General features: G+C 69.4%; 14 protein-coding genes. 4 read left to right on the top strand and 10 right to left on the bottom strand.

Annotated features, from left to right (window positions below):
* Positions 1–5: 5 nt before the first annotated feature.
* Genes ACFOPI_RS04630 through ACFOPI_RS04620 form a run of 3 tightly spaced genes read right to left on the bottom strand, consistent with a single transcriptional unit; the run spans position 6 to position 2,367 of the window.
* Positions 6–191, bottom strand: coding sequence for a hypothetical protein (locus tag ACFOPI_RS04630; protein WP_382171445.1), 186 nt, complete (start codon positions 189–191; stop codon positions 6–8).
* Positions 188–2,062 carry a ferrous iron transport protein B gene (feoB, locus tag ACFOPI_RS04625; protein ID WP_382171443.1) on the bottom strand — a complete coding sequence of 625 codons (1,875 nt, stop codon included), beginning with the start codon at positions 2,060–2,062 and terminating at the stop codon, positions 188–190. Before feoB ends, ACFOPI_RS04630 begins: the two co-directional genes overlap by 4 nt.
* Entirely contained in the window at positions 2,059–2,367 is a 309-nt protein-coding gene (locus ACFOPI_RS04620) for a FeoA family protein (RefSeq protein ID WP_382171441.1), read from the bottom strand. Before ACFOPI_RS04620 ends, feoB begins: the two co-directional genes overlap by 4 nt.
* A gap of 192 nt (positions 2,368–2,559) precedes the next feature.
* Between ACFOPI_RS04620 and kynB the strand changes: the two genes are divergently transcribed.
* From kynB to ACFOPI_RS04600, 4 genes are read left to right on the top strand one after another with little or no spacing between them, the layout of a single operon-like run.
* Positions 2,560–3,207 (top strand): arylformamidase, encoded by a 648-nt coding sequence (gene kynB / locus ACFOPI_RS04615; protein WP_382171440.1) that lies wholly within the window; start codon positions 2,560–2,562, stop codon positions 3,205–3,207.
* Between the two features lie 19 nt (positions 3,208–3,226).
* The gene (kynU, locus tag ACFOPI_RS04610) at positions 3,227–4,501 is read left to right on the top strand and encodes a kynureninase (RefSeq protein ID WP_382171438.1); all 1,275 of its coding nucleotides are present in this window, start codon (positions 3,227–3,229) and stop codon (positions 4,499–4,501) included.
* Between the two features lie 10 nt (positions 4,502–4,511).
* The gene (kynA, locus tag ACFOPI_RS04605) at positions 4,512–5,390 is read left to right on the top strand and encodes a tryptophan 2,3-dioxygenase (RefSeq protein WP_382171435.1); all 879 of its coding nucleotides are present in this window, start codon (positions 4,512–4,514) and stop codon (positions 5,388–5,390) included.
* Positions 5,391–5,407: 17 nt separating this feature from the next.
* Positions 5,408–6,499 (top strand): DNA glycosylase AlkZ-like family protein, encoded by a 1,092-nt coding sequence (locus ACFOPI_RS04600; RefSeq protein WP_382171432.1) that lies wholly within the window; start codon positions 5,408–5,410, stop codon positions 6,497–6,499.
* On the opposite strand, the gene ACFOPI_RS04595 is transcribed toward ACFOPI_RS04600, so the two are convergent.
* From ACFOPI_RS04595 to acnA, 7 genes are all read right to left on the bottom strand, one after another.
* Positions 6,486–7,469 (bottom strand): Bug family tripartite tricarboxylate transporter substrate binding protein, encoded by a 984-nt coding sequence (locus tag ACFOPI_RS04595; RefSeq protein WP_382171430.1) that lies wholly within the window; start codon positions 7,467–7,469, stop codon positions 6,486–6,488. The genes ACFOPI_RS04600 and ACFOPI_RS04595 overlap by 14 nt on opposite strands.
* A gap of 22 nt (positions 7,470–7,491) precedes the next feature.
* On the bottom strand, positions 7,492–8,715 hold the full coding sequence (locus tag ACFOPI_RS04590; RefSeq protein ID WP_382171427.1) for an FAD-dependent monooxygenase: 1,224 nt from the start codon (positions 8,713–8,715) through the stop codon (positions 7,492–7,494).
* Positions 8,716–8,770: 55 nt separating this feature from the next.
* Complete coding sequence (locus ACFOPI_RS04585) at positions 8,771–9,838, bottom strand: VWA domain-containing protein (protein WP_382171424.1); 1,068 nt, start codon at positions 9,836–9,838, stop codon at positions 8,771–8,773.
* Entirely contained in the window at positions 9,835–10,863 is a 1,029-nt protein-coding gene (locus tag ACFOPI_RS04580) for a DUF58 domain-containing protein (protein ID WP_382171421.1), read from the bottom strand. Before ACFOPI_RS04580 ends, ACFOPI_RS04585 begins: the two co-directional genes overlap by 4 nt.
* Before the next feature lie 13 nt (positions 10,864–10,876).
* Entirely contained in the window at positions 10,877–11,878 is a 1,002-nt protein-coding gene (locus tag ACFOPI_RS04575; protein WP_382171418.1) for an AAA family ATPase, read from the bottom strand.
* Between the two features lie 16 nt (positions 11,879–11,894).
* Positions 11,895–12,827: a S1C family serine protease gene (locus ACFOPI_RS04570; RefSeq protein ID WP_382171415.1), complete on the bottom strand. Its 933-nt coding sequence runs from the start codon at positions 12,825–12,827 to the stop codon at positions 11,895–11,897.
* 65 nt (positions 12,828–12,892) lie between these two features.
* On the bottom strand, positions 12,893–15,646 hold the full coding sequence (acnA, locus tag ACFOPI_RS04565; protein ID WP_382171412.1) for an aconitate hydratase AcnA: 2,754 nt from the start codon (positions 15,644–15,646) through the stop codon (positions 12,893–12,895).
* Positions 15,647–15,701 lie beyond the last annotated feature (55 nt).

Here is a 15,701-nt window from a genome sequence, read left to right as displayed (position 1 = left end):
TCGATTCAGTGACAGCCGCCGCTGCGGCCGCTACAACTCTTGCAGGCCCCGCAGGCCGAGGGCGTTTGGGCCTCGGCCTTTGCGACACTGGGCGTCGGCGCCACGGTGCGCACCCGTCGCCACCACGGCCGCAGCAGGTACACCAGCGCGGCCCCCACGCACAACAGCACGATCAGAAGCTGGAGATTCATGAGCCGCTCCAGGCCAGCACCAGCCGGTAGGTGAGCCAGGAGGCCGCCCAGGCCAGGGCGAACAGATAGACCGTGACGATGGCCGAGTGGCGCCAGCCGCCCGCCTCGCGCCGGATGGCCGCCAGCGTGGCCACGCACTGCGGCGCGTAGACGAACCAGACCAGCAGCGACAGCGCCGTGGCCAGCGACCACTGGCTGCCGATCAGGCCACCGAGGGCGTCGGCCACCTGGTCGCCGGTAGCGCTCAGCGCGTACACTGTGCCCAGCGCCGCGACCACGACCTCGCGCGCCGCCATGGCCGGGATCAGCGCCACCACGATGCGCCAGTCGAAGCCCAGCGGCGCGAACAGCGGCGCCAGGAACAGGCCCAGGCGGCCGGCGAAGCTGGCCTCGACCGGCGCACCCGCGAAGCCCTCGGGCGGCGCCGGATAGCTGGAGAGAAACCACAGCAGCACCATCAGCGCCAGGATGATCCCGCCCACGCGCTTGATGAAGATCATCGCGCGCTCCCACAGGCCGCGCGCGATATTGCGCGCGCTGGGCCAGCGGTAGGCCGGCAGCTCCATCAGCAGCGGCGTCGACCGGCTGCCGGCGCCACGGCGCGAGACGATGAAGGCGACCGCCATCGCGCTGGCGATGCCCAGGGCATACAGACCGAACAGCACCAGGCCCTGCAGGTTGAACACACCGGCCACGCTGCGCTGCGGCACGAAGGCGCCGATGAGCAGCGCGTACACCGGCAGCCGCGCCGAGCAGGTCATCAGCGGCGCCACCAGGATGGTGAGCCAGCGGTCGCGCCAGTGGCTGATGGTGCGCGTGGCCATGATGCCGGGCACCGCGCAGGCGAAGCTGGACAGCAGCGGGATGAACGAGCGGCCCGAGAGCCCCACCGAGCCCATCAGCCGGTCCATCAGGAACGCGGCGCGCGGCAGATAACCCGAATCTTCGAGCAGGAAGATGAACAGGAAGAGCACCAGGATCTGCGGCAGGAAGACCAGCACGCCACCCACGCCCGCAATCACGCCGTCCACCAGCAGGCTGCGCAGCGGCCCCTCGGCCATGTGCGCGCCGACCTGTTCGCCCAGCCAGCCCATGCCCGCCTCGATCAGGTCCATGGGCCAGGCCGCCCATGCGAACACCGCCTGGAACATCAGCAGCAACAGGCCCGCCAGCAGCGCATAGCCCCAGACCGGGTGCAGCGCCCAGCGGTCGATGCGGTCGTCGGCGGTCCAGCGGCGCTGCGGCTCGTCCAGCACCGCGGCCAGCAGCGTGCGCACGCGCAGGTTCAGATGCCCGGGATCGGTGGCCTCGCCCAGGTCGCCGGGTGCTTGGGGTGGTGGCAGACCGGCTGCCATCAGCTCGTCAAGCTGGCGCAACAGGGCCTGCGCGCCGTCGCGCTGCACACCCACGGCCGTGACCACCGGCAGGCCCAGCTCTTCGGCCAGGCGTGCAGTGTCGATGCGCAGCCCCCGCGCCTGCGCCACATCGGCCATGTTCAGCACCAGCACCATCGGCAGGCCCAGGGCCCGCGCTTCGAGCACCAGGCGCAGGTTCAGCCGCAGGTGGGTGGCGTCGACCACGCAGACCAGCAGGTCGGGCCGCGCTTCGCCGGGCAGCCGGCCGGTGACCACGTCGCGCGTCACCGACTCGTCCTGGCTCAGGGGCTCCAGGCTGTAGGTGCCTGGCAGGTCCAGCACCTGGGCGCGCCGGCCCTGCGGGGTTTCGAGCCAGCCCTGCTTGCGCTCGACCGTCACGCCCGCGTAGTTGGCGACCTTCTGGCGCGCACCGGTGAGCAGGTTGAACAGCGCGGTCTTGCCGCAGTTCGGGTTGCCCAGCAGCGCCAGGCGGGGCAGTGCCACGGCGTCGTTCATGCCACCTCCCGCACACGCAGCAGCGCCGCCTCGTGGGCCCGCAGCGCGAAGGTGGAGCCACCCACGCGCACGGCGATCGGACCGCCGCGGCCACCGGCGCGCGCCACGATCTCGACCGTCTCGCCGGGCAGGAACCCGATTTCTGCCAGGCGGTGCAGGGTGCGGCGGATGTCGGGGTCGGGCACCGGCGCAAAGCCCTGCAACACCGCGGACGTGCGCAGGGGCCAGGCGTCGAGCGTGTGGGGCTCGGTGTCGCGGGCGTCTGGACAGGCGCCGGCACAGGTGGGGGACGATGCGGTGGACATGGTGAAACCCGACTCCTGAAGCAAGGAAGGTTTCAATGTATTCAAACAAGAGTGTTTCTCATTTGCTTTTCATCAAGGTCTGAACAATTTCTTCGTCTCCCTCACCTCATTTGCTTTAGGCCTGAATTATTTCCTGATCGTTGGGAATAACCGACACCACGGTTTTTTCGCCGGTGCTACCTTCCCCGAACCATGAAAAACACCCCCCCACGCTCGAAAAAGCTCTGGGACATTTCCCCTCCCGTGCACGCCGATTCGCCTGTGTTCCCGGGCGACACCGCCTATGCGCAACAGTGGGTGGCCAGCATCGGCCCCGGCTGCCCGGTCAATGTGAGCGCGATCACGCTCAGTCCACACGTGGGCGCCCACGCCGACGCCCCGCTGCACTACGACCCTGCGGGCGCGGCCATCGGCGCGGTGGACCTGCAGGCCTTCATCGGCCCCTGCCGCGTGATCCACGCCATCGGCTGCGGGCCGCTGGTGCGGCCTGAGCATCTGGCGCACGCTATGAGCGGGCTGCCTGCGAGAGTGTTGGTCCGCGTCTATGAACGCATGCCGCAGGACCGCTTCGACACCGCCCTGCCCGCCTTCGCACCCGAGACCGTGGCCCTGCTGGCCGACCGCGGCGTGGTACTGATCGGCATTGACAGCGCCAGCATCGACCCCGCCGAAAGCAAGACCCTGGACAGCCACCAGACCATCCGCCGGCGCGGCCTGCGCGTGCTGGAGAACCTGCTGCTGGACGACGTACCCGAGGGCGACTACGAACTGATCGCCCTGCCCCTGAAACTGACCACCGCCGACGCCAGCCCGGTGCGCGCGGTGTTGCGTGAACTGTGAATCCGAAGGAGACACACCGATGACCACCAAAGAAGACTGCCTGCAGATGGACATCCAGGATCCGTTGCGCGACCTGCGCGACGAGTTCAACCTGCCGGTCGACACCATCTACCTCGACGGCAACTCGCTGGGCGTGATGCCACGTGCCGCGCCCGGCCGCGTGGCCCAGGTGGTGACGCAGGAATGGGGCACCGACCTCATCCAAAGCTGGAACAAGCACGGCTGGTTCCAGATGCCCGGCAAAGTGGGCGACAAGATCGCGCGCCTGATCGGCGCCGGCCCCGGCGAGGTGGTGGCCACCGACAGCACCTCGGTCAACCTGTTCAAGGTGCTGAGCGCGGCCATGAACATCGCCGCAGCCGATGCGCCGCAGCGCAAGCGCATCGTGAGCGAGCGGAGCAACTTCCCGACCGACCTCTACATTGCCGAGGCCCTGTGCAAGGAACGCGGCATGGAACTGGTGCTGGTGGAGCCCGAGGAGATCGCGGCTTCGCTCACTGCTGACGTCGCCATCCTCATGCTCACGCACGTGAACTACCGCACCGGCGCCATGCACGACATGGCCGCCGTGACCGCGGCGGCACACGCCGAAGGCATTCTGACCGTGTGGGACCTGGCGCACAGCGCGGGCGCGGTTCCGGTGGACCTGAAGAAGGCGAAGGCGGACTTCTCGGTGGGCTGCGGCTACAAATACCTCAACGGCGGCCCCGGCTCGCCGGCCTTCGTGTGGGTGAACCCGCTGCACGCGGACCGCTTCTGGCAACCGCTGGCCGGCTGGTGGGGCCACGCCGCGCCCTTCGCCTTCACGCCCGACTACCAGCCTGCGCCGGGCATCACGCGCTACCAGTGCGGCACGCAGCCCATGATCAGCCTCGCCGCGCTGGAGTGCGGCGTGGACACCGTGCTGGGCGCCGAGCCCTTGGGCGGCATGGCCGCGCTGCGCGCCAAGTCGCTGGCGCTGACCGACCTGTTCATCCAGTTGGTGGAAGAGCGCTGCGCCGGCCACGGCCTGGGCCTGGCGACGCCGCGTGAACATGCACAACGCGGTTCGCAGGTCTGCCTCACCCGCGACGAAGGGGCCTACGCCATCGTGCAGGCCCTGATCGCGCGCGGCGTGATCGGCGACTTCCGCGCCGGCGACGGTGGGCGGCACAAGGACATCCTGCGCTTTGGCTTCACGCCGCTGTACATCGGCTTTGTCGACGTGTGGAACGCGGTCGAGCACCTGAAGCAGGTGCTCGAATCGGGAGAGTGGCAACGCCCCGAGTTCAACCGGAAACATGCGGTGACCTGAAGGAGCGACCATGACCTGCCCCTACCACGACACCGGCGACAGCACACCCGCCTCGGCCACCGAAGCCATCGTGCGCGACGAGAAGGCGCAGCTCGACTTCAGCCAGGACATGAGCTACGGCGACTACCTGCAGCTCGATGCGATCCTGACCGCGCAGAAGCCGCTCTCGCCCGCGCACGACGAGCTGCTGTTCATCGTGCAGCACCAGACCAGCGAACTCTGGATGAAGCTGATGCTGCACGAGCTGACCGCCGCGATCCGCAACATCGCCGCCGACGAGCTGAACCCGGCCTTCAAACAGATGGCGCGCGTCTCGAAAATCATGGAACAGCTGGTGCACGCCTGGGATGTGCTGGCCACCATGACGCCGCCCGAGTACAGCGCGATCCGGCCCTACCTCGGCCACTCCAGCGGCTTCCAGAGCTTCCAGTACCGCTGCATCGAGTTCGCGATGGGCAACAAGAACGCGGCCATGCTCAAACCCCACGCCCACCACCCGGAGCGCGCGGCCATGGTGCAGGCGGCCTACGAAGCGCCCTCGCTGTACGACGAGAGCCTGCGACTGCTGGCGCGCCGCGGCATCGCGGTACCGGCCTCTCATCTGGAACGCGACTGGACCCAGCCTTACGAGGCCAGCGAAGCGGTCGAGCAGGCCTGGCTGCAGGTCTACCGCAACCCGAAGCAGCACTGGGACCTGTACCAGCTGGGCGAAGAACTCACCGACCTGGAGGATGCGTTCCGCCTCTGGCGCTTCCGCCACGTGACCACGGTGGAGCGCGTGATCGGCTTCAAGCGCGGCACCGGTGGCACCGGCGGCGTGAGCTACCTGCGCAAGATGCTGGACGTGGTGCTGTTCCCCGAGATCTGGACACTCAGAACAGCACTCTGACTCCGGCATGATGGCGCATGGCCGCCATCACCCTAGCCCACCTGCGCCGCCACGCCGTGGCGCGCAGCCTCTTTGCCCCCACCTCCCTGCCCAAGGCCATCGAACGCCTGGGCTTCGTGCAGGCCGACCCGATCCGTTCGCCCGCCCGTGCGCAGGACCTGACTTTGCGGCACCGCGTCAGGGGCTACCGGGTCGGTGACCTGGAGCGGCGTTACCCGAAGCTCAGGGTCGAAGAGGACTTCTTCGTCAACTACGGCTTCGTCACACCCGAGCTGCACGCACTGATGCACCCTCGCAGCGCACTGCGCGAGTGGCCCGCCGAACGCTGGGCGCAGGCCGAAGCGGTCTGGCACTTCGTGCAGGCGCGTGGCGAGGCGCACCCGCGCGAGGTGGACGACCACTTCGCCCACGGCCACACCACCAACGGCTTCGGCGGCCGGTCCAAGGCCAGCACCCAGTTGCTCGACGCCATGCACTATCGCGGCCTGCTGCGCGTGGCGCGGCGCGACAACGGCATCCGCCTCTACGCCGCCCACCAGCCGCAGATCGCGCCCGACGATGTGCCGGCCACGCTGGACCGGCTGGTGGACGTGCTGGTGAACAAGTACGCGCCGCTGCCCCAGCCTGGCCTTCGCCAGCTGGTGGCCATGCTGCAGCACGCGGTGCCGCAGTGGAAGGGCCAGTTGCGCGCGGCGCTGCAACGCGCCACACAGCGCCTGCCAAATGCCGAGCTGGACGGTGTGCGCTGGTTCTGGCCCGAGGGCGAAGACCCGGCCGCGCGCCGCTGGAAAGTGGAAGAGCGCGTGCGCCTGCTCGCGCCCTTCGACCCCGTGGTCTGGGACCGCGGCCGCTTGGAGCGTCTCTGGGGCTGGGCCTACCGCTTCGAGGCCTACACCCCGCCCGCGAAGCGCGTGCGCGGCTACTACGCGCTGCCGCTGCTGTGGCGCGACGAAGTGATCGGATGGGGCAACCTGTCGGTGGTGGGTGGGCGCCTGCAGGCCGACATCGGCTATGTCAACGGACAGGCGCCGAAAGACCAGGAGTTCCGGCAGGCACTGGATGCGGAACTGGCGGACATGGCCGCCTGCCTCGGCGTCAGTTGGGTTTGATGTTGTTCTTCTGGATCACCTCAGACATCGCCGCGGTATCCGCGGCGATGCGCCGGGCCAGACCCTCGGGCGAGGTGCCCGCCACCTGCCAGCCCTGATTCAGGATCTTCTGGCGGATGTCCGGGCGGCGCACGATCTCGGCCAGCAGCGTGGCCAGTTTCTGCACATGGGCCTTGGGCAGACCGACTGGCGCTGCCACCGCGTTCCAGATCTCCAGCTGCAGGCCCTGCACGCCCGCATCGGCCAGGCTCGCCACCTCGGGCACCACGCTGCTGCGGCCCATGGATGTGACGCCCACGGCCTGCAGCTTGCCACCCTTGACCTGGGCCATCGCCAGCCCCGGCGGCAGCAGAGCCATCTGGATCTGGCCGCCGATCAGTGCCGTGATCACCTGCGGATTGCCCGGGTAAGGCACATGCACCGGCGCGATGCCGGCCCTGGCCTTGAGCAGCTCCATGCCCAGATGGGCCACCGTGCCCACGCCGGGGGTGCCGTAGTTGAGCTTGTCGCCCTGCGCCCTGGCCTGGTCGAAGAAGGCCTTGCCCGCCGGGGCACCCGCCGGAGCGGCCAGCACCAGCGGCGAGACCGCGATCAGCGAGACCGGTTGCAGGTCCTTGAGCGGGTCGTAGGTGGTGGCGGGGTTGAGGATCTTGGCGATGGTCAGGTTGCCGTTGATCATCAGGCCGATGGTGTGGTCGTCGGTGGCACGGGCCACGGCGTCGGCACCGATGTTGCCGCCCGCGCCGGCCTTGTTCTCGACGATCACCGGCTGGCCCAGCGCTTGCGACAGCGGCTCGGCCAGCAGGCGCGCGGTCAGGTCCGGCGAAGAGCCGGCCGGAAAACCCACCACCATCTTCAGCGGCTTGCTGGGCCAGGCTGCCTGTGCGAACGTGGACGGCGCACCAAGTGCAAAAAACATCCCCGCTGCAATGGCGGCGGCAACGGCTTGACGGCGTGGGTGGCTGGGCATCGGTCGGCTCCTTGGAAGGTGGTCAGTCCGCCAGGGGATCTGGCGGACCGCTGTACAGCCAGGGATTGTCGATCAGCGACTCGCCCAGCACCGCCATCGCCGCATTGCGCGCCAGGCGAAGGGGGCCGCTGGCGTGGAAGATGGTGCCGTTGCGCTGCGAGCGGGCCTGCACGCGCGCGTTGCGCTGCCAGCGGGTCTGCGCGTAGCGCGCAAACAGCGCGCTCCAGTCGATCGCGCCGCCGGCCGCCCCCGCCAGACGACCCAGCGTCCAGGCGTCCTCGATGGCCATGGCCGCTCCCTGCGCCAGGTAGGGCCGCAGCGGGTGCGCCGCGTCGCCCAGCAACGCCACCCGACCGCGGGCGTGCTCGTCGGCGCTGGCCACCGGCGAGCGGTCGTTCAGCGCCCAGAGCTTCCATTCGCCCACCCGGTCCAGCATGGCCTTGAGGTCCGGGCACACCGGCCCCAGCGCGCGCAGCAGGTCGGCCTGCCGCGCCTCGTGACTCCAGCTCTGCGGATCGCTGCCGGGCGGACCGCCGTGGCCGCGGCCGAGCAGACCCTCGACCACCGCCACCACGTTGAACCACTCGCCGCGCCGCACCGGGTAGTGCACCACGTGCAGGCGGGGCCCGAGCCAGGCGGTGACCAGCGGTTCGCGCATCACGCCGGGCAGATCGCTGGCCGCCACCATGCCGCGGTAGGCCAGGTGACCGCTCACCCGCGCCGGGCGGTTGCCCAGCATGCCGATGCGCACCCGGCTCCAGAGCCCGTCGGCCCCGACCAGGGCATCGGCCTCGTAGACGGTGTCTTTCTCGCAGGTCACGCGCAGGCCGTCGGCCGTCTCCTCGTAACCGGCCAGGCGGGTGTCCAGGTGCAGCCGGACGCCGGCCTCGCGCTGCACCGCTTCGAGCAGCAAGCCATGCAGGTCGGCGCGGTGGATGGTGGCGTACGCCGCGCCATAGTGGGCCCGGCTGAAGGGCCCCAGACGGAGCTTGCCCAGCGAGACCGCGCTGTGCGCGTCGCGCACGCGCAGCGACTCGGGAAAGGCCGCACAGGCGTGCAGCGCCCCGGACAGCCCCCACTGCTCCAGCACCCGCACCGCATTGGGCCCGAGCTGCAGGCCCGCCCCGACCTCGCCAAACGCGGTGGCCTGCTCCAGCAGATCCACCTCCACGCCCGCGCGCGACAGGGCCAGCGCACACGCCAGCCCACCGATGCCGCCACCGGCGACGACGACCTTTTGATTCATGGCGGCGATTGTGCCGGCCCGCCGTACCGCGGCGTTGACGAATGTCAGGGGATGGTCACAGCACCCTGTTGAACCAGAACAGCGACAAGCCGGCAGACAGCAGAACCAGCACCGCCGCCGCCAGCGCCAGCAAAGCCGAGACCTCGGTCTCCTTCTTCTCCACCGTCAGACGCGTGCTCAGCGACTCGTACACCTGCTTGAGGTTCTCGGCCGTGCCGGCGTAGAAGTACTCGCCCTTGGTGTCGCGCGCCACGGCCTTGAGCGTGTCCTCGTCCAGCCGCACCCGCATCGACCAGCCCTCGAAGCCGATCACCTCACCGTCCACCGTGCCCACGCCCACGGTGTAGACCCGCACGCCCCGGTCGGCCGCCATCTTGGCCGCTTCGGCCGTGTCGACCCCGGTGGTGCGCTGGCCATCGGTCAGCAGGATGATCGCGGCCGAACCGTAGGAGCCCGGCGGCACCGGCTCGAAGGGCTTCTTCGCGGTCTGCGGCTGGTCGATGGCCCGGCCCTGCGGAGCGAACGGGTCGTTGCTGGCACGGCCGTAGGTCACGCTGGCCAGGTCGACCTGCCCGGGGAACAGCTCGGAGAGCGCGACCACGATGGCGCTGCCGATGGCGGTGGCGCGCTGCATCTGGAACTTGTCGATGGCGGCGTTCAGGTCTTCGCGGCTGAGCGTGACCGGCTGCACCACCTGGGCCGAGCCCGCAAACGCCACGATGCCCACCTTCACATGCCGCGGCAGTTCCTTGAGGAAGGCCTTGGCCGCGTTCTGCGAGGCCACCAGGCGGTTGGGCTGCACGTCGGTGGCGCGCATGCTGCCCGAGACGTCCATGGCCAGGATGATGGTCTGTTGGGTCGAGGGCAGCGTGATGGTGGCCACCGGCCGCGCCGCGGCCAGCAGCATGGCGGCAAACGCCAGCAGCAGCAGGAAGGGCGGCACATGGCGCCGCCAGCCGGATGTGCGGCCCATGGCCTCGCGCACGATGGACAGGCTGGCATAGCGCAGCGCCACCTTCTTGCGGCGGCGCAGGATCCACCAGTACAGCAGCACCAGCAGGGGCAGCACGGCCAGCAGCCAGAGAAACTGCGGCCAGAGGAAGTTGACGGGAAAGTCCTTCATGCGGCGGCTCCGGAAAGCGTGGGCGCGAGGTGGGCGGGTCGTCCCTGCCGCAGGCTGCTTCGGCGCTTGCGCAGGTCCACGAAACGCAGGATGGCGTTGGCCAGGTCGTCGCTGGTGGACAGCTCCAGCGTGTCGACACCGGCACGGCCCAGGCTCTCGCGCAGCGTGGCCTCGCGCTGGGCGGCGATGCGGGCGAAGCGTTGGCGAAAGCCTTTGTCGGCGGTGTCCACCATCAGCTGCTCGCCCGTCTCGGCGTCGCGGATGGGGATCAGGCCCAGGTCGGGCAGTTCCAGCTCCAGCGGGTCCAGCAAGCGCACCGCTACCACGTCGTGGCGCCGTGCCAGTTCGCCCAACGGCTTCTCCCAGCCGGGCTCGCTGATGAAGTCGGACACCACGAACACCGTGGAGCGCTGGCGCACGCTGAGCGTCGCGGCGTGGAGCAGGTCGGCCAGGCGGGTGGCGCCGGCCTCCTTCGCGCCACGCGAGGGAGGCGCAGCAGCGTCGGCACCGATCAGCTGAAGCAGTCGCAGAACCTGCAACCGCCCCCCACGCGCCGGCAGAACGGTGTCGACCGCCGCACCGCCGCGCGCGCCATACAGCATGGCGCCCACGCGGTTGCCGTGGCGGCTGATCAGCCGCGCCAGCACGCCCACAAACCCCTGCAGCAGCTCGCGCTTGCGCTGCTCGCCGGAACCGAAGTCCACCGAGGGGCTGAGGTCCAGCAGGAACCAGGCCGCCATCTCACGGTCTTCGGTGAACACACGCACGTGCGGTGTCTGCAGGCGCGCGGTGACGTTCCAGTCGATGTGGCGCACGTCGTCGTGGTGCTGGTACTCGCGCAGGTCCGCCAGGTCCAGCCCGGTGCCTCGCATCAGGGTGCGGTGGTCGCCCTGCAGCAGGCCGTCGAGCCGCTTGAGCACGGTCCATTCGAGACGCCGCAGCAAGGCCTCTGTGCGCCCTCCGTCGCCCACCGGCAGGTCGGCTGGTGGTGGCGGCGCCTTTCGCTTGAACAGGCTCAGCAGCATGGCGGCGCTCCGATCAGGCGGCCTTCTTCTCGTGCTCCAGCGGCTTGGCCGGCGCCGGCACCGCCTTCATGATGCGTTCGATCAGCGCATCGCTGGTCAGTCCCTCGGACAGGCCCTCATAGGACAGCACCACGCGGTGTCGCAGCACGTCGGGCACCAGGGCCACCATGTCTTCGGGCAGCGCGTAGCTGCGGCCACGCAGCAGGGCCAGCGCCCTTGCTCCTTCGACCAGACCGATGGTGGCACGCGGGCTGGCGCCGTAGGTGATCAGGCGGCCCACGTCCTTGAGGCCATGCTTGTCGGGCGTGCGCGTGGCCGACACCAGCTTCACCGCGTACTGCACCAGCGAGGGGTCCACATACACCTCGCGGCACTGGGCCTGCAGCGCCGCCAGCTGGTCGGTGGTGGCCACAGCATTGACCTGCACCGCCGGGCCGGTGACGCGTTCGACGATGACGTATTCCTCATCGTCGGTTGGATAGTCCACCAGCACCTTCATCATGAACCGGTCCACCTGCGCCTCGGGCAGCGGGTAGGTGCCTTCGGTCTCGATCGGGTTCTGTGTGGCCATGACCAGGAAGGGCTCGGGCACTTTGTGCGTCTCGCCGGCGATCGTCACCTGCCGTTCCTGCATCACCTCCAGCAGCGCGCTCTGCACCTTGGCCGGCGCGCGGTTGATCTCGTCGGCCAGCAGCAGGTTCGCGAACACCGGGCCCAGCGCGGTGGAGAAGTCGCCCGTCTTCTGGTTGTAGATGCGCGTGCCCACCAGGTCGGCGGGCACCAGATCGGGCGTGAACTGGATCCGCTTGAAGCGGCCCTGCACCACGTTCGCCAGTGTCTTGACAGTCAGCGTCTTGGCCAGCCCCGGCACGCCCTCGACCAGCAGGTGGCCCTGCGCCAGCAGCGCGACCATGACACGTTCCAGGAACCGGTCCTGCCCCACCACCACCCGCTTGACCTCGTAGAGGATCTGCTCCATGAGCTGGGCGGTGTCGGGGCTGGTGTTCTCGCTCATGAAGGGCTCCTTGTGTTCAGAAGGGGGGAAGTCCGGCGGCCGATGCGGCGCTCTCGATCGGCACAGCAAATCCGATGCCCAGGAAGGTCCTGGCGCGGGTCGGGTTGAGGATGCCGGTGACCACGCCGACCACCTCGCCGTCCATGGTGACCAGCGGTCCGCCCGAGTTGCCGGGGTTGGCCGCGGCGTCGAACTGGATCAGGTTGCCGATCTCCTGCGTGCCCTCGGGCGACTTGAAGGAGCGGCCGAGGCCGGAGATCACGCCGGCCGAGGTCGAGGGACCGATGCCAAAGGGAAAGCCCACCGCCACCACCTCGTCGCCCGGCACCAGGTCGGCCGTGCTGCGCAGCGTGGCGGCGTGCAGGTCGTCGGGAATGGTGTGGGCCTGCAGCACGGCCAGGTCGTGCTGGGCCTGAACGCCTGCGACGCTGGCCCGGGACTCGCTGCCGTCGGCAAAGGTCAGCTTGATGCCCTGCGCGGACTGCACCACGTGCAGGTTGGTCAGGATGATGCCCTTGTCCTGGATCACCACGCCGGTGCCCACGCCCTGCTCCACCTCTTCGCCCTTCTTGTCCTTGTCGTAGGCCACGACGCGCACCACGGCGGGGCGGATCTTCTCGGCCGCGCGCGCTGCGCGCGAGGGCAGGTTCTGGGTGGTGAGGGTGCGCAGGACGGCGGCGTCGATGTCCTTCTGCGTCAGCGCCCTGGGCGTGTGCGCGGACTGTTGCCACCAGAGACCACCCAGCAGGGCCAGCACCAGCAGCCAGGCGCTCCAGATGACCCGGTGGTCACGGCCAGCGCCGGCCAGCCGTTGGCGCCAATGCGGCCTGGGAACTGCGGGTGCCAATGCCGGTGGCGCTTCGTCCGGGCCCCCGTCGCTCTCCACCCGCGCCGCCTCGTGCGCTGGGCCGTGGCGGGCTGATCGGCTGTAGAGCGGGGTCTGGCGCATCGCGGACTCCTCGTGCGCCCGGTGCGGGCGCGTTGAACAGATGATGCCGGTTTGCGGCGCCGGGCTCAAGCGCCCAGCAACTGCCTCAGCACATAGGGAAGGATTCCGCCGGCACGGAATTGGTTCACTTCCACCGGCGTGTCGATGCGCAGCACCAGCGGGCGGGTCAGGCGCGTACCGTCGGCGCGGGTCACCACCAGGGTGGCCTCGCTCAGCGGCTGCAGGTCGGGCTGAGGCAGCACGTCGACCTGTTCGTCACCGCGCAGACCCAGCGACTCCCACGAATCGCCCGGTGCAAACTGCAGCGGCAGCACGCCCATGCCCACCAGGTTGCTGCGGTGGATGCGCTCAAAACTGCGCGCCACCACGGCGCGGATGCCCAGCAGCTGCGTGCCCTTGGCGGCCCAGTCGCGGCTGGAGCCGGTGCCGTACTCCTCGCCCGCGAAGACCACCGTCGGCACGCCGGCCGCACGGTAGCGCATGGCGGCGTCGTAGATGCTCATCTTCTGGCCCTGGCCCACGCCCTCATGCTGGTAGAGCGTCCAGCCACCCTCTTCGCGCGCGCCGTCCGGCCCGGGCTGCAGCATCAGGTTGCGGATGCGCACGTTGGCGAAAGTGCCGCGCATCATCACCTCGTGGTGGCCACGGCGGGCGCCGTAGCTGTTGAAGTCGGCCTTGAGCACGCCGCGCGAGATCAGCCACTGCCCCGCGGGCGAGGCCTCGGCAATCGAGCCGGCGGGCGAAATGTGGTCGGTGGTGATCGAGTCGCCGAACAGGGCCATGATGCGCGCCCCGCGCACACCCGGGTCGGCCTGCGCCGGCGCCTGCAGCGAGAAGCCCTCGAAGAACGGCGGCTCCGCGATGTAGCTGCTGTCCGGCCAGCCGTAGGCCATGCCGGTGCCGCCCTTGATGCGTTCCCACAGCGGACCCGGCTCGCTCTGGATGCGCTCGTAGTTCTCGCGGTAGGCCTTGCCGTGCATCGCGGCCTTCATCAGCGCGTGGATCTCGTCGCTGGACGGCCAGATGTCCCCCAGAAAGACCGGCCGACCGCCATCGCCCATACCCACCGGCTCGGACATCAGGTCGCGCCGAACCGTGCCCGCGATGGCGTAGGCCACCACCAGCGGCGGACTGGCCAGGAAGTTGGCCTTGAGGTTGGGGTGGATGCGCGCCTCGAAGTTGCGGTTGCCCGAGAGCACCGCCGCACCGACCAGACCGTTGCGGGTGATCGTGTCGTTGATGTCCGGCCGCAGGTCCCCCGCGTTGCCGATGCAGGTGGTGCAGCCGTAGCCGGCCAGCGCGAACCCCAGCTGCTCCAGGTAGGGCAGCAGGCCGGTGCGCGTGAGGTACTCGGTGACGATGCGCGACCCTGGCGCCAGCGAGGTCTTGATGTGTGGCTTGACCTTCAGCCCGGCCTCGACCGCCTTCTTGGCCAGCAGACCGGCCGCCAGCATCACCCCGGGGTTGCTGGTGTTGGTGCAGCTGGTGATGGCCGCGATCAGCACATCGCCGTCGCGCAGCTCGGTGCCGCGCGAGGTCCTGAACGCGCCGGCCAGGCGCTGCGCCGGCTGGTTGAAACCGTTTTCGGACTGCGGCAGCGAGAACAGGGTGTCGAACTGCGCCGCCACCTCACCGATCTCGATGCGGTCCTGCGGGCGCTTGGGGCCGGCCAGGCTGGGCGCCACGTTGCCCAGGTCCAGCCGGACCACCTGCGAGTACTGGATGTCGCCCGCCGCCTGCGACGCCCCTTCGGCGCCGGGCACACCGAACAGGCCCTGGGCGCGGAAGTAGGCCTCGAAGGCCTCGATCTCGGCGCTGCTGCGTCCAGTGCCGCGGAAATACTCGATGGTCCTGCCGTCGACCGGGAAGAAGCCCATGGTCGCGCCGTACTCGGGCGCCATGTTGGCGATGGTCGCGCGGTCGGGCAGCGAGAGCGAGGCCGTGCCCTCGCCGAAGAACTCGACGAACTTGCCGACCACCTTGTGCTTGCGCAGGATCTCGGTGACGGTGAGCACCAGATCGGTGGCGGTGCAGCCCTCGCGCAGACGGCCGGTCAGCTCGAAGCCGACCACGTCGGGCGTGAGGAAGGCGACCGGCTGGCCCAGCATGGCGGCTTCGGCCTCGATGCCTCCGACACCCCAGCCCACCACACCAATGCCGTTGATCATGGTGGTGTGGCTGTCGGTGCCAACCAGGGTGTCGGGGTAGTACAGACCGCCCTTGAGGTGCACGCCGCGGGCCAGGTATTCGAGGTTGACCTGGTGCACGATGCCGAAGCCCGGCGGCACCACGCCAAAGGTCTCGAAAGCCTGCATGCCCCACTTGAGGAACTGATAGCGCTCCTTGTTGCGCTGGAACTCCAGCTTCATGTTGAGGTCCAGCGCGTTCTTCGAACCGTAGTGGTCGACCATCACCGAGTGGTCCACCACCAGGTCCACCGGCACCAGGGGCTCGATGCGTTTCGGGTCGTGGCCCAGCCGCTCGGCAGTGCTGCGCATGGCCGCCAGGTCGGCCAGCAGGGGCACGCCGGTGAAGTCCTGCAGCACCACGCGCGCCACCATGAACGGGATCTCGTCGGTGCGGGGTGCGTTGGGCTGCCAGTTGGCCAGCTGGGCCACCTGCTCGGGCAGCACCTTTTCGCCGTCGCAGTGGCGCAGCACGCTCTCCAGCACGATGCGCAGCGACACCGGCAGCCGGCTCACATTGGGAAACTGCTGCGCCAGGGCGGGCAGCGAATAGAAGCGCCCCGACTTGCCGGACGCGGTGCGGAAGGTCTTGACGGTGCTGGAAAACGGATGCTGGAATGGGGTATTGGGCACGAGGGCGTCTCCTTGAAACACGTGAACCATTGTGGTCAGGGCGAATGCCTGTGCG

This window comes from Hydrogenophaga luteola (genome assembly GCF_042648585.1).
GTDB lineage: Bacteria > Pseudomonadota > Gammaproteobacteria > Burkholderiales > Burkholderiaceae_C > Hydrogenophaga > Hydrogenophaga luteola.
Note: the sequence above shows the minus strand (reverse complement) of the source record. Positions and strands in the feature narration are given on the sequence as shown.